Genomic DNA, 12,389 nt, shown 5'->3' with positions numbered 1-12,389 from the left:
GGCACTCCGCCACCACAAACCCGCGTGATACTGGCGCGGTGAAGCCCTGCCGGCGCCACGACGCACGGCGATGACGGCGATTCAGGCCTTCTGGAGGGCGGTTGGTGCCGCCAAGGCAGCACGCCGCGGCAGATTGGACGCCAGACCCGCGGTCTCGGCGATCAACGGCGGAAACACGACGCGCATGATCAGCCCCGGTGCGTTGTCGGCGGCCTCGATCCGCGCATCGTGAAGGTCCACGATCGCCGCCACGAGGGCGAGGCCGAGGCCGTTGCCGGGCGTCGTGCGGCTGCGGTCCAGCCGGTAGAGCCGCCGGAAGATGCGCTCGCGCTCCTCGACCGGGACACCGGGCCCGTCATCGCTGACCCCTGCGACGACCGCGCCGCCCTCAGCCCTTGCCCACAGCCTGATCAAGGCCGGTGCCGGGGCATGGGTGATCGCGTTCTCGATGAGGTTGGCGAAGAGCTGCTGGAGAAGATCGCGGTCGCCGAAGATCTGGAGGTCGCCGGAGACGTCGAGCTCCATGCGGTGGCCGCTCGCATCCGCCACGGTATCGAACACGTCCTGCAACTGCGTCAGGAGGACGGAGAGGTCGATGGAGCGGAATTTCGCTTTGCGCGCGCCGGCCTCGATCTGGGCGATCCGCAGCAGCGCGTTGAAGGTCTCGATGATCGAATCGACTTCGGCGACCGCCCCGTCGAGCGTGCTCTTGCGCAGCGTCCCGGCGGCATCGCCGTCCTGAGCCGCCTCCAGCGTTTGCCGCAGCCGGGCCAGTGGCGTGCGCAGATCGTGGGCGATGTCGGTGGAGACCTGGCGCAGGCTGCTCATCAGCACGTCGATGCGGGCCAGCATGGCGTTGATGTCGCTCGACAGCCGGTCGAGCTCGTCGCGCTTGCCGGCGATCGGCAGCCGAAGGTCGAAACGCCCGGCGGCGATCGCCCGCATCGCGGAGGCGATCGCATCGACGCGGCGCGTCGGGCCGATGCTGACGACCAATCCGCCGCCGAGCGCCAGAAGCACCGAGACGACGCAACCCCAGAGCAGGGCAGCGAGGATGATCTCCTGCGTCTCGTCGAGAATATGCGAGTTGCGCGCGGCCATCACCCTGTAGCCGCCAATCACCGCCCCGACGCCGAAGAGCCGAACCTCGTGATCGCTGTTGAGGCTGGCGGCATTCACGAGAGCGGGGCTCTGCTTGATCACCGAGCGCTTCAGCTTGCGCTCGCTCCAGCCGTCCAACCAGACTTCCGCCGGTAGATTACCGGCAATCTTGCTGCCGTCTTCGCGGGTGAGAAGGTAGAAATGGTCGTCGGAAACACTGTTGGAACGCCGCGCAATGTCGGCGCTGAGGCCTTCGAGCCCGCCCGTCGTCCAGGCATCGCTCAGCGCCCCCATATCCTCGTCGATCGACCGGCGAACGATGCCGTCGACCTCCGACGTCGCCTTGAAATAGGTCACGCCGAGAATCAGTACGACGGAGACCAGCAGCAGCAAGGAGTAGCCGAGGCCGAGGCGGAAGGAGGTCGAGCGAAACTGTTCAGGCAGGTGCATTGAGCGAATATCCAGCGCCTCGTACGGTGCGGATCATCTCCTTCTCGAACGGCTTGTCCACCTTTGATCTGAGGCGGCTGACATGGGTCTCCACCACATTGGTCTTCGGATCGAAGTGAAAGTCCCAGACACGCTCCAGCAGCATGGTCCGCGTCAGCACCCGGCCCCGGTTGCGCATCAGATATTCCAGCAACCGGAACTCCCGCGGCTGCAGCTCGATGGCGACCCCATCGCGCACCACCGTGCGGGCGATCAGGTTCATCTCGAGCGCGCCGACCTTCAGCACCGTCTCCTCCTTGCGGCTCGGGGCCCTTCGGCCAAGCGCGTTGATCCGCGCCATCATCTCCGAGAAGGCGAAAGGCTTCAGCAGATAGTCGTCGCCGCCGGCCTCGAGGCCCTCGACCCGGTCGTCGACGCCGCCCACCGCCGTCAGGAACAGTACCGGCGTATCCCGGCCGGACGATCGCAAAGCGCGTACGATCGACAGGCCGTCGAGGCCCGGCAGCATGCGGTCAACGATCATCACGTCGTAGTCACGGGTGCAGGCGAGCTCGAGCCCGTTCGGCCCATTCGCGGAATGGTCCAGATCATGACCCTCCTGGGCGAGGCCGCCGACGATATAGTCAGCGGTCTGTCTATCGTCTTCAATCAGCAGGATTTTCATTTGGCAGCCAACATCTCCCTGTCGCCGAAGGCTACAGCACGTCGCCCCGACGCGTCCCAGTATTCCGCGAATTTTGCAAAGGCCCGGTCCATTGCCGCCGTGCGCGAGCCGAACCAGGGAAAATGCCCGTAGAACGGCGAGAGCTGGCTGGCGGCCGCCTCCTTGCTGCTGCCGGCGACCACCAGTTCGTAGATCGCCGCGGCGAGCCCGGTGCGGTCGGCGCCGCTGCGGCAGTGGACGAGCAGCGGGCCCGGCGCATTGCGCTCTGCATTGGCAAGCGCCAGCATGGTCGCCATGTCCGGCTCTTCGGCCGAAGACAGCGGGATCGGGATGTACCGCACGCCGTACCCATCGGCGACCGAGTTCTCTGCGGCATACCAGTTGGTGTCCGGATGCGCCCCGCGCAGGTTGATGATCGTGCGGATGTTCTTGTCGAGGACGAGCTTGGTCAGCGCCGGCCCGTCCAGCTGCCCCGAGCGGTAGAGCATGCCATCCTCCACCACATGCAGATTGCCGGTGACATGCTGGTAGGCGGCGTAGCCGAGCGCCGGCGATAGGAGGACGAGAACCGCCACCAAGGCCAGGCGCAGGCGAATTTGCAAACGGGACATCGGCACCTCGTTACGAGAACTTTCCCCGTGATAGAGGCGTCTCCCCCTTGAACCGATGGCCGGAACTATACCGATCGCCAATGCCGGCGCCTGATAACTTCGCTTCTGCAACCTGGCTTTTGCGGCTGCGGCGGGCGCTGGAATATCGTAGTCGGAACGAGGCCGGCACGGATGCCGCTGGCCTGTTCGCGCCTGGGAGTTCCACACGATGCTGACCGCCGGATTTCACGCCGTCCCGCAAGGGATGCTCGCCACCATCGTCACCTATCTCGAGATGACTGGGCGCCCCGAGCTGCGGCCGGAAACGGTCGGGGACGGCTGGCAGCTGGAGCGGATGGCTGCCGATCTCGCGGCCTACCGGGAGCTCTACCGCGCTGTCGGGATCGACTGGCTCTGGTTCAGCCGTCTGGCGATGGACGATGCGGCGCTGGCCGCCGAGATCGCGCCTTCAGGGTTGGAGATCTACCGGCTGAGCGACGGAAAGGGCGGGCTCGGCCTGCTCGAGCTCGATTTCCGGCGGGAAGGCGAGTGCGAGCTGCTGTTCTTCGGGCTCTCGCAGTCGCTGATCGGCGGGCCGGCTGGGCGTTTTCTGATGAACCGCGCGATCGAGAAGGCGTTTGCGCATCCGATCCGGCGGTTCTGGCTGCACACCTGCACGCTCGACCATCCAAGGGCCATTGCCTTCTACACCCGCTCCGGCTTCACCGCCTACAAGCGCGAGGTCGAGATCGCCCCCGACCCGCGCCTGGATGGCTTGGCGCCGCCGGATGTCGCACCGCACATCCCGCTGCTGGCCGGCTGAGGGCCGCGACACGCGCTCCACCCGGCAGGCTCACGCCGTCTCCAACCGCTCCAGCAGTGCGTTCATCTCGGCCGAAACGGCAATGCCGTCTTGCGCCGACCGCGCCCGCGCCGAGAGGCGGCGGTCTCCGGGCAGGCGGTCCTGTCCGGCGTCGTTCAGCAGATGGAGGAGCTGCTCGACCCGGACGGCGAAGTCCGGCAGCGCGCCGCGCCCGGCCTGGGGATTGATGAGGATCAGCGACTGGCCGGTGTGCGGGGTATGCGCGCCGGGATGCGAGGAGAGATCCACCTCGGCCGAAAACTTTCCGCCGACCAGTGCCGCGCAGAGGATCTCGACCATCACCGAGAGCGCTGCACCCTTGTGGCCGCCGAAGGGGCGGAGCGCACCGCCCTCCAGCACGGCGGCGGGATCCGTCGTCGGCTCGCCCTCGCGGTCGACGCCGACACCTTCGTCCAGCGCGCGGCCCTCCCGCCGGGCGACCTGAACATCGCCGTTCGCCATCGCGGAGGTCGCCATGTCGAACACCAGCGGCGGTCCGTCGGCGCGTGGGCTGGCGAAGGCGATGGGGTTGGTACCGAGCACCGCCCTCTGCCCGCCTTGCGGTACGACGCTCTTCATCGAGTTGATGAAGGCAAGGGCTACCAGCCCCTCCTCCGCGAACGGCTCGACGTCGAGCGACAAGGCGCCGAGATGGTGCGAATTGCGGATGGCGATGACGGCGACGCCGTTCGCCCTTGCCCGCGCGACCGCTTCCGACCGCCCGGCGGCAAGCGCCGGCACGGTGAAGCCGTTGCGGCCGTCGATGCGTAGGAAGCCGGATGCGGCGTCCTCGACGACCGGAACGGCGCGGCCGTCGACCCAGCCGTTTGCGTTGAGACTGTCGACATAACCCTTCATGCGGAACAGGCCGTGGCTGGCGGCGCCGTCCCGCTCCGCCGCGGCACAGTTTTCCGCAAGCAGCCGGGCGACCTCGGGCGAGCAGCCATGCCGTTCGAAGATCGGCTGCAGCCGATGCACCAGTGCCTCGAACGTCACCCGTTCGCCAGCCATCGCATCCATATCATGCCCTCTGAGTTCGGCTTTCCTTCCACCGGCAGGCAGTCCTACCGGGGTGTTGGCCTTGTTGCGGGACGGTGTCACCGGCTGGGCCGGTCTGTCCAGCCACCTGCCGAAGAGATCATCCGGCTGCGGCGCTGTGCCTCCTCGGGCGCGGGATCAGACGCACTGCATGAGGAAGGCTGATGGGACGATTGCGCTTTCTCATTTCAAAGCCGCGGTCGCTCTCTCCTAATCTCCAGCGGATGGCGGTTCTCATGCCGCATGCGCCGACCCGAAGAGGCCCCCATGAACCAGCATGTCGCCGTGACCAACGACCTCCTGCGCGTCCAGCGCATGCACAATGGCGAGAAGGCGGTGCCGACCTTCTCGGCCGCCGAGATGCAGCGGCGGCAGGATGGCCTGCGCGGCATCCTCGCCGACCTCGACCTCGATGCGGCGCTGCTGACGTCCTATCACAACATCAACTACTTCGCGGACTTCCTCTACTGCTCCTTCGGCCGGCGCTATGCCTTCGTGGTCACCCCGGCACGGGCGGTCTCGGTGTCGGCGGGGATCGATGCGGGCCAGCCGTTCCGGCGCACCTTCGGCGACAACATCACCTATACCGACTGGCGAAAGGACAATTTCTTGCACGCGCTGCAAAGCGAGCTGAAGGACTGCCGCCGCATCGGCATCGAGTTCGAGCACATGACCCTCGAACTGCACCGCCAGCTGCAGGACGCGTTTCCCGGCTGCGAGCTGGTCGACCTCGGCCAGCCGGTGATGTGGATGCGCACGATCAAGTCGGCCGAGGAGATCGCGCTGATCCGTCTCGGCGCAGAGACCGCCGATATCGGCGGCGTGGCGGTGCGGGCTGCCATCCGGAACGGCGCCGCCGAGCACGAGATCGCGCTTGCCGGGACGCAGGCGATGGTTCGGCACATCGCCACCGTCCTGCCGCATGCCGAGCTGATGGACACATGGACCTGGTTCCAGTCCGGCATCAACACCGACGGCGCGCACAACCCGGTGACGTCGCGCCGGCTGCGGCGGGGCGACATCCTCTCGCTCAACTGCTTCCCGATGATCGCCGGCTACTACACCGCGCTCGAGCGGACGCTGTTCCTCGACCATTGCGACAATGCGAGCCTTGCCATCTGGGAGGCAAATGTCCGGGTGCACCGCCGCGGACTGGAGATCCTGAGGCCGGGCGCCCGCTGCGGCGACATCGCAGCAGAGCTGAACGACCTCTACCGGGCGGAGGGCCTGCTCGGATACCGCTCCTTCGGCTACGGACATTCCTTCGGCGTGCTCTCGCACTATTACGGCCGGGAGGCCGGCGTCGAACTGCGCGAGGATGTGAACACGGTCCTGAAGCCCGGCATGGTCGTCTCGATGGAGCCAATGCTGAGCCTGCCGGAGGGCATGCCGGGCGCCGGCGGATACCGCGAACACGACATCCTCGTCCTCGGCGAGAACGGCGCCGAGAACATCACGCATTTCCCGTTCGGACCGGAGCACAACATCGTGCGGGGATGAAATCTGCGCTAGGATAAGCTTTCCGACGAGGGAGGGTGAACCTTGCGCAGCATCCCGACCGATCTCCTGCGGGCCTTCGTCGCCATCATCGACCTCAAGGGCTTCACCCGCGCCGGCGAACGGCTCGGGCGGACCCAGCCCGCCATCAGCCTGCAGATGAAGAAGCTGCAGGACCTTGTCGGCGCACCGCTGCTGCGCAAGGGCGGCACCGAGCTGACGGAGGCGGGCGAGATCGTCGCCGGTTTTGCACGGCAGATCCTCGCCCTCAACGACGACATGATGCTCCGCCTCGCCCGGCGCAACGCCCGCGGCAGCCTGCGCCTCGGCCTTGCCAACGACTATGCCGACCATTTCCTGCCGCACCTACTCGGCGGGCTCGGGGCCGATGGTGCGGGGATGACCTTCGATGTCACCTACGACCTGTCGGCGGCCCTGTTGCGGGACCTGCATCATGGCGCCTACGACATCGTCGTCGCGATGACCGCCGACGGCCCGGCCGAAGGCGCCTTCATGACCTGGCGCGAGGGCCTCGTCTGGGCAGGTGGCCCGGTGCCCCTGCCCCACGGCGCCGGCGAACCGGTGCGGCTCGTCGGCTATCCCGAAGGATGCCTTTACCGCCGCGGCATGCTGACGGCCTTGCAGCGCGCCGGCCGCGCCTTCGACTTCGTCTACGCCTCGCCCAGCCAGTCCGGGATCGCCGCCGCCGTCGCCTCGGGGCTCGGCATCACGGCAATGGCCCGTCGGGTCCTGCCGCCGGGGCTCCGGGAGCTCGGACCGGCCAACGACCTTCCGCCGCTCGCCGATGTCGTGATCGGGATCTATCTCGCCGAAAACTCGAAGCAGTCGGCGGTCGCGCAGAGCCTTGCCGCCAGGCTCGCCGACCTCTTCGCCGAAAAGACCATCTGAGAAGGGCGGGACGCCACACGGGCGCGCTCTTCCCTGCGCCCGCAACCAAAGCGGTCTCGCCGGCTAGAAGTGCAGGTGCACCTTGATCGCCCAGCGGCGGTCGGCGGCGAGTTCGAAGGCTTCGCTGAGGCGCTCCATCGGCAGCTCGGCCGACATCACCGGCGCGACGTCGACGAGGTCGCGCGCCAGCCAGTCGACGGCGGTGTGGAACTCCTCGGCGAAGCGGAAGGCGCCGACGAAATCGATCTCGCGCGCCATCAGGAGGTTCGCCGGCAGCGGGATCTCGCCCGGCGGCATCATGCCGAGCTGCACCACGCGCCCGCTCGGCCGAACCACCCTGAACAGCGAGGACAGCGCCAGCGGCGAGCCCGTCGCCTCCAGCGCCACGTCGAAGAAGCCCTTGTCGGCCTCATAGGCGGCCAGCTGCTCGGGGCGCGTGCCGACGTTGATCGTCTCGTCGACACCGGCGCTGAGCGCCAGCGCGAGGGGCTGGTCGACGAGGTCGGTGATGGCGATGAAGCTCGCGCCGGCGCGCCGCACCGCCAGCGCCACCAGCATGCCGATCGGGCCGGCGCCGGCGATCACGACGCGCTTGCCGAGCAGCTCGCCGGCGCGGCGGACGCCATGCAGTGCCACTGCCAGCGGCTCGGCGAGCGCCGCCTTGGCGAAGGACATGGTCGCCGGCACCGGCACTGCTTGGTCGGCGCGGCAGACGAAGGTCTCGGAGAAGGCGCCCTGGACGTGCGGGAAGATCGCCGCCGAGCCGAAGAAGCGCATGTTCCGGCAGAGATTGCCGCGCCCGGCCCGGCAGTAGTCGCAGTGGAGGCAGGGACGGCTCGGATTGACCGCGACCCGCTGGCCGAGCGCGAGGCTGGAGACGCCGTCGCCCAGCGCGATCACCTCGCCGGAAATCTCGTGGCCGAGCACCAGCGGCTCGCGCAGCGCGAAGTCGCCGACCCGGCCCTTGCCCCAGTAGGACAGGTCGGATCCGCAGATGCCGCCGGCGCCGAAGCGAACCAGCACTTCGCCCGGGCCGGCCGTCGCCGCCTCCCGCTCGTCGATGCGAAGGTCCTTGGCGGCATGGATGACGGCAGCGCGCATAACGGCATGTTTCCCAGATCTTGCCGGGCGTTCCGCCGGCTTGCGGTGCTAGGGATAACATGGAATAGCACGCGGAAAAGCGGAAAGACGGCCCGGCGCTTGGCGCCCGCGGCCGCGAGGGGAACGCCGGGATGTCGTTGAAACTGTTCGATCTCACCGGCCGCACCGCCCTCGTCACCGGCTCCGGCCAGGGCATCGGCTTCGCGCTCGCCGAAGGTCTCGGCAGAGCGGGCGCGCACGTCGTCCTCAACGGCCGCGACGAGGCCAAGCTCGAAGCCGCCGCCGAGCGCCTCGAGGCCGACGGCATCCAGACCTCGATCGCCAGCTTCGACGTCACCGAGGTCGACGCCGTCCGCGCCGGGGTCGACGGCATCGAGGCGGCGGTCGGTCCGATCGACATCCTGGTGAACAATGCCGGCATCCAGCGCCGGGCGCCGCTGGAGGATTATCCGACCGAGACCTGGCACGAGATCATGCGCGCCAATGTCGACTCGGTCTTCTATGTCGGCCAAGCGGTCGCGCGGCACATGATCGGCCGCGGTCGCGGCAAGATCATCAACATCGCCAGCCTCCAGAGCGCCGCCGCCCGCTACTCCATCGCCCCGTACACCGCCACCAAGGGCGCGGTGAACAACTTGACCAAGGGCATGTGCACGGACTGGGCGCGACACGGGCTGCAGATCAACGCCATCGGCCCCGGCTATTTCGAGACGCCGCTGAACCAGGCGCTGATGGCGGACGCCGACTTCGACAAATGGTTGAAGACCCGGACCCCCGCGGGCCGCTGGGGCAAGGTCGAGGAACTGCAGGGCGCGGCGATCTTCCTCGCCTCCGACGCCTCGAACTTCGTCAACGGTCAGATCCTCTACGTCGACGGCGGCGTGCTTGCGACCCTTTGAGACGCCACGCCGCCGACATCCCTCCTGAGGAACAATACGTATGACAAGCGAACTGCCCGCCGCCGTTGCAGTAGCGCGAGGGGCCATCCAATGAGCACCGCTTCAAAGCAGGCCAACCCGCTGCCCGTGGTCGTGGTGATGGGCGTGTCGGGCACCGGCAAGTCGACCCTCGGCCTGGCCATCAAGGACCGCTACGGCTTCATCTTTCTCGATGCCGACGATTTCCACCCGCCGGAGAACGTCGCCAAGATGCGCGCCGGCATTCCGCTGACCGATATGGAGCGGTGGCCTTGGCTCGACCGGCTGGCCGAACGCCTCGCCCAATCCGCGGCGACGGGCGAGGCAACTGTGCTGGCCTGCTCGGCGCTAAAGAAAAGCTACCGCCGGAAGCTCGCCGACGCGTGTCCGGGCCTGCTCTTCGCCTTCCTCGACGGGAGCCGCGAGGTCATCGCTGAGCGGCTGGCGCAGCGCAAGGGCCACTACATGCCGCCGACGCTCCTCGACAGCCAGCTGGCGACGCTCGAAGTGCCCTCGCCCGAAAGCGAGAACGTCATCACCCTCGACTGCCGCGAGCCTCCGGAGACCCTCGCGGAGTTGGTCGGCCGGCGGCTGGAACTGCCGACGCGGAATTAACGCCGCCAAGGGCCTGCGGCATTCGCGCAGTATGCCGCAGAACGCACGGCGCTGCTGCCGCGGCTACAGCATCTCCAGCGGCACCGCCTTGCGCGGCGGCGGAAAGGCGGCGTCGAGACGCTCGAGGTCGTCCGGTGTCAGCACGAGGTCGCGGGCGCGGGCATTTTCCTCGACATGCGCGGGCGTGCCGGCCTTCGGGATTGCGATGAGGTTTTCCCGCCGCAGCAGCCAGGCGAGCGCAACTTGTGCCGGGGTCGCCTCCAGCCGCGCGGCGACCTCCGCCAACCCCTTGTGCCGGATCAGCCGACCTTGTTCGACCGGGCTGTAGGCCATAACCGGGATAGACCGGCCCTCGAGCAAGGGCAAGAGGTCGAACTCCGGACCCCGGCGGGTGAGGTTGTAGAGGATCTGGTCGGTGGCGCAGTCGCCGCCGCCGACGTCCACGAGTTCTGCCATGTCGTCGCCGTCGAGATTGCTGACGCCCCAGTGGCGGATCTTGCCGGCCACCTGCAGCGCCTTCATCGCCGCCACCGTCTCGTCCAGCGGCACGCCGCCGCGCCAGTGCAGGAGGTAGAGGTCGATGCGATCGGTGCCGAGGCGCTTCAGGCTGCGGTCGCAGGCCTCGGGCAGCCGCGCGCGCGAGGCGTTCTGCGGGTAGGCCTTGGTGACGAGGAAGATCTCGTCGCGCCGCGTCCCGACCGCTTCGCGCACCAGCTCCTCCGAGGCGCCGTCGCCGTACATCTCGGCCGTGTCGATCAGCGTCATGCCGAGGTCGATGCCGCGGCGCAGGGCGGCGATCTCGTCGGGCCGGCGGGCGGCGTTTTCGCCCATCATCCAGGTCCCTTGCCCCAATGCCGGGACCGTCTCGCCGCTGGGCAGCGTCACCTGTTGCATGTCCGTCTCTCCTCGTTCACCGCCGAACGTTCCGGAGAGGAGGTAGGCGCCAGCGGTGGTTTCGGAAGGGCGGCGCTGCCGGCGCGAGCCGAGGCGCGAGGCTGAACGGCGCGTCAGCGCTTCTTGACGTAGCCCGCGCCCTTGTTGCCGCGCGGACCGGTCTGCACCTTGGTGTTGCCGCGGTTCTCGTCTTGCAGCTTGCGCCAGCGCGCGAGGCGATCCGGGTCGAGCGTGCCGGCCTCGACCGCCGCCCGAACCGCGCAGCCGGGCTCGTGCGCATGGGTGCAGTCGCGGAAGCGGCAGAGCGGCGCGAGCTCGGTGATCTCGGCAAACAGCGTGTCGATGCCCTCGGCGGCGTCGCTGACATGCAGCGTGCGCATGCCTGGCGTGTCGATGACCCAGCCACCGCCGGCGATGGCGTGCAGCGAGCGCGACGTCGTGGTGTGCCGACCCTTGGCGTCGCTTTCGCGCACGCCGCCGGTCAGCTGTGCCTCGGCCGGCGCGAGCCCGGCGAGCGAATTGACCAGCGTCGACTTGCCGACGCCGGAGGAGCCGACCAGCGCGACGGTCCGCCCCGGACCGCACCAGGGCGCGAGCGCCGCGCCGGCGTCGTCGGCGCGCGGGTTGACGATCAGCACCGGCAAGTCGCGCTGGAGCGCCGCCGCCTGGTCGAGATAGGATTGCGGATCATCGGCCATGTCGGCCTTGGTCAGGAGGATCACCGGATCCGTGCCAGCCTGGTTGGCGAGCGCCAGATAGCGCTCGAGTCGCGCCGCGTTGAAGTCGGCGTTGCAGGAGGTGACGATGAACAGCGTGTCGACGTTGGCCGCGGCGAGCTGCGGCGTTGGGAGCCCTTCGATGCGTCGGGAGAGGACACTCAGCCGGTCGAGGCGGCGGTGCAGCTGGTCGGTCTTTGGGTCGGCGAGCACCCAGTCGCCGACGGCAAAGTCGCCGGTCTGGGTATTGGCGGGCAGCACGAGCCGCGTCGGGCCCGACTGGGCGATGGCGGTGAGGCGGGAGCGGTGGACGGTGGCGATCCGTCGGGGCTCGAAGCCCGCCTCCTCCGCCGTTACCTGCTCGGCATAGAAATCAGACCAGCCGAGCGCCGGCAGCGTCATCGTCGGGGCGCCATCGCCGGAAGGGTTCAAGAGAGGCTCAAGGGCAAGTCGCCTTCTGGAGAGGGGATGGCGGGAGGACCAGGGTCGCGCCACCCTCGGTGCGGAGTGTCGCGGCCTTCTGCGGCTGCCGCGGTCTATAGGGTGGTCAACCCGCGCTTGGCAACAGCCGGACAGGCACCTGTCCGAAGGGCACGGAAGAGCCCGACGGAATAACGCTCAGCCGCCGCGCGCGGGCGGACCCGCAGCGTCCAACTCGGCATTCTCGGCGTCGGTGAACAGCCGCGAGCGCGTGAGGAAGCGCACGCCCTCCGGCGCCTCCAGCGAAAAACCCGAGCCGCGGCCGGGCACGATGTCGATGATGAGGGCGGTATGCTTCCAGTAGTCGAACTGTGCCGCCCCCATGAAGAAGTCGCAGCCGTCGATCTCGCCGAGCAGCACGTCCTGCCCGCCGGTCCGGAAATCGCCTTTCGGGTAGCACATCGGTGCCGAGCCGTCGCAGCAGCCGCCGGACTGGTGGAAGATCAGCGGCCCGTGCGCGGCCTGCAGCTGGCGGACCATGGCGCTCGCCGCCTCGGTGATGGTGACACGCTCGACCATTCTCGTCTCCTTTCAAACCGGCATCGGCGGCGGGAT

13 protein-coding genes are annotated in these 12,389 nt (G+C 68.4%); 5 read left to right on the top strand and 8 right to left on the bottom strand.

Features of this window, described 5'->3' with window-relative positions; translation table 11 throughout:
- Nucleotides 1-81: 81 nt before the first annotated feature.
- Genes ACZLZY_RS02100 through ACZLZY_RS02090 form a run of 3 tightly spaced genes read right to left on the bottom strand, consistent with a single transcriptional unit; the run spans nucleotide 82 to nucleotide 2,826 of the window.
- On the bottom strand, nucleotides 82-1,551 hold the full coding sequence (locus tag ACZLZY_RS02100; protein WP_472931762.1) for a sensor histidine kinase: 1,470 nt from the start codon (nucleotides 1,549-1,551) through the stop codon (nucleotides 82-84).
- A complete protein-coding gene (locus ACZLZY_RS02095) occupies nucleotides 1,538-2,215 on the bottom strand; it encodes a winged helix-turn-helix domain-containing protein (RefSeq protein WP_472931761.1) in 678 nt (225 codons plus the stop codon). The genes ACZLZY_RS02100 and ACZLZY_RS02095 overlap by 14 nt, the downstream gene beginning before the upstream one ends.
- Nucleotides 2,212-2,826: a dual specificity protein phosphatase family protein gene (locus tag ACZLZY_RS02090; RefSeq protein WP_472931760.1), complete on the bottom strand. Its 615-nt coding sequence runs from the start codon at nucleotides 2,824-2,826 to the stop codon at nucleotides 2,212-2,214. Before ACZLZY_RS02090 ends, ACZLZY_RS02095 begins: the two co-directional genes overlap by 4 nt.
- Before the next feature lie 208 nt (nucleotides 2,827-3,034).
- On the opposite strand from ACZLZY_RS02090, the gene ACZLZY_RS02085 reads away from it, so the two are divergent.
- Complete coding sequence (locus ACZLZY_RS02085) at nucleotides 3,035-3,628, top strand: GNAT family N-acetyltransferase (RefSeq protein WP_472931759.1); 594 nt, start codon at nucleotides 3,035-3,037, stop codon at nucleotides 3,626-3,628.
- Nucleotides 3,629-3,658: 30 nt separating this feature from the next.
- Here ACZLZY_RS02085 and ACZLZY_RS02080 read toward each other — a convergent pair whose 3' ends face one another.
- Nucleotides 3,659-4,678 carry an Ldh family oxidoreductase gene (locus tag ACZLZY_RS02080; RefSeq protein ID WP_496253505.1) on the bottom strand — a complete coding sequence of 340 codons (1,020 nt, stop codon included), beginning with the start codon at nucleotides 4,676-4,678 and terminating at the stop codon, nucleotides 3,659-3,661.
- 294 nt (nucleotides 4,679-4,972) lie between these two features.
- Between ACZLZY_RS02080 and ACZLZY_RS02075 the strand changes: the two genes are divergently transcribed.
- Together ACZLZY_RS02075 and ACZLZY_RS02070 are read left to right on the top strand one after the other, a co-directional pair.
- Nucleotides 4,973-6,205: a M24 family metallopeptidase gene (locus ACZLZY_RS02075; RefSeq protein ID WP_472931756.1), complete on the top strand. Its 1,233-nt coding sequence runs from the start codon at nucleotides 4,973-4,975 to the stop codon at nucleotides 6,203-6,205.
- 42 nt (nucleotides 6,206-6,247) lie between these two features.
- Complete coding sequence (locus ACZLZY_RS02070; RefSeq protein ID WP_472931755.1) at nucleotides 6,248-7,111, top strand: LysR substrate-binding domain-containing protein; 864 nt, start codon at nucleotides 6,248-6,250, stop codon at nucleotides 7,109-7,111.
- Between the two features lie 63 nt (nucleotides 7,112-7,174).
- On the opposite strand, the gene ACZLZY_RS02065 is transcribed toward ACZLZY_RS02070, so the two are convergent.
- A complete protein-coding gene (locus ACZLZY_RS02065; RefSeq protein ID WP_472931753.1) occupies nucleotides 7,175-8,212 on the bottom strand; it encodes an L-idonate 5-dehydrogenase in 1,038 nt (345 codons plus the stop codon).
- Nucleotides 8,213-8,343: 131 nt separating this feature from the next.
- Here ACZLZY_RS02065 and ACZLZY_RS02060 point away from each other — a divergent pair, with 131 nt between their 5' ends.
- Together ACZLZY_RS02060 and ACZLZY_RS02055 are read left to right on the top strand one after the other, a co-directional pair.
- Nucleotides 8,344-9,111, top strand: a complete 768-nt coding sequence (locus tag ACZLZY_RS02060) for an SDR family oxidoreductase (protein WP_472931752.1) — start codon at nucleotides 8,344-8,346, stop codon at nucleotides 9,109-9,111.
- Between the two features lie 90 nt (nucleotides 9,112-9,201).
- Nucleotides 9,202-9,744 carry a gluconokinase gene (locus tag ACZLZY_RS02055; protein WP_472931751.1) on the top strand — a complete coding sequence of 181 codons (543 nt, stop codon included), beginning with the start codon at nucleotides 9,202-9,204 and terminating at the stop codon, nucleotides 9,742-9,744.
- Nucleotides 9,745-9,807: 63 nt separating this feature from the next.
- On the opposite strand, the gene ACZLZY_RS02050 is transcribed toward ACZLZY_RS02055, so the two are convergent.
- From ACZLZY_RS02050 to ACZLZY_RS02040, 3 genes are all read right to left on the bottom strand, one after another.
- Nucleotides 9,808-10,638: an aldo/keto reductase gene (locus ACZLZY_RS02050; RefSeq protein ID WP_472931750.1), complete on the bottom strand. Its 831-nt coding sequence runs from the start codon at nucleotides 10,636-10,638 to the stop codon at nucleotides 9,808-9,810.
- A gap of 113 nt (nucleotides 10,639-10,751) precedes the next feature.
- A complete protein-coding gene (gene rsgA, locus ACZLZY_RS02045; protein WP_472931950.1) occupies nucleotides 10,752-11,756 on the bottom strand; it encodes a ribosome small subunit-dependent GTPase A in 1,005 nt (334 codons plus the stop codon).
- A 216-nt stretch (nucleotides 11,757-11,972) separates the two neighbouring features.
- The gene (locus tag ACZLZY_RS02040) at nucleotides 11,973-12,353 is read right to left on the bottom strand and encodes a DUF779 domain-containing protein (protein WP_472931749.1); all 381 of its coding nucleotides are present in this window, start codon (nucleotides 12,351-12,353) and stop codon (nucleotides 11,973-11,975) included.
- Between the last annotated feature and the right edge of the window lie 36 nt (nucleotides 12,354-12,389).

Source organism: Mesocryomonas lacus, assembly GCF_055730135.2.
Note: the sequence above shows the minus strand (reverse complement) of the source record. Positions and strands in the feature narration are given on the sequence as shown.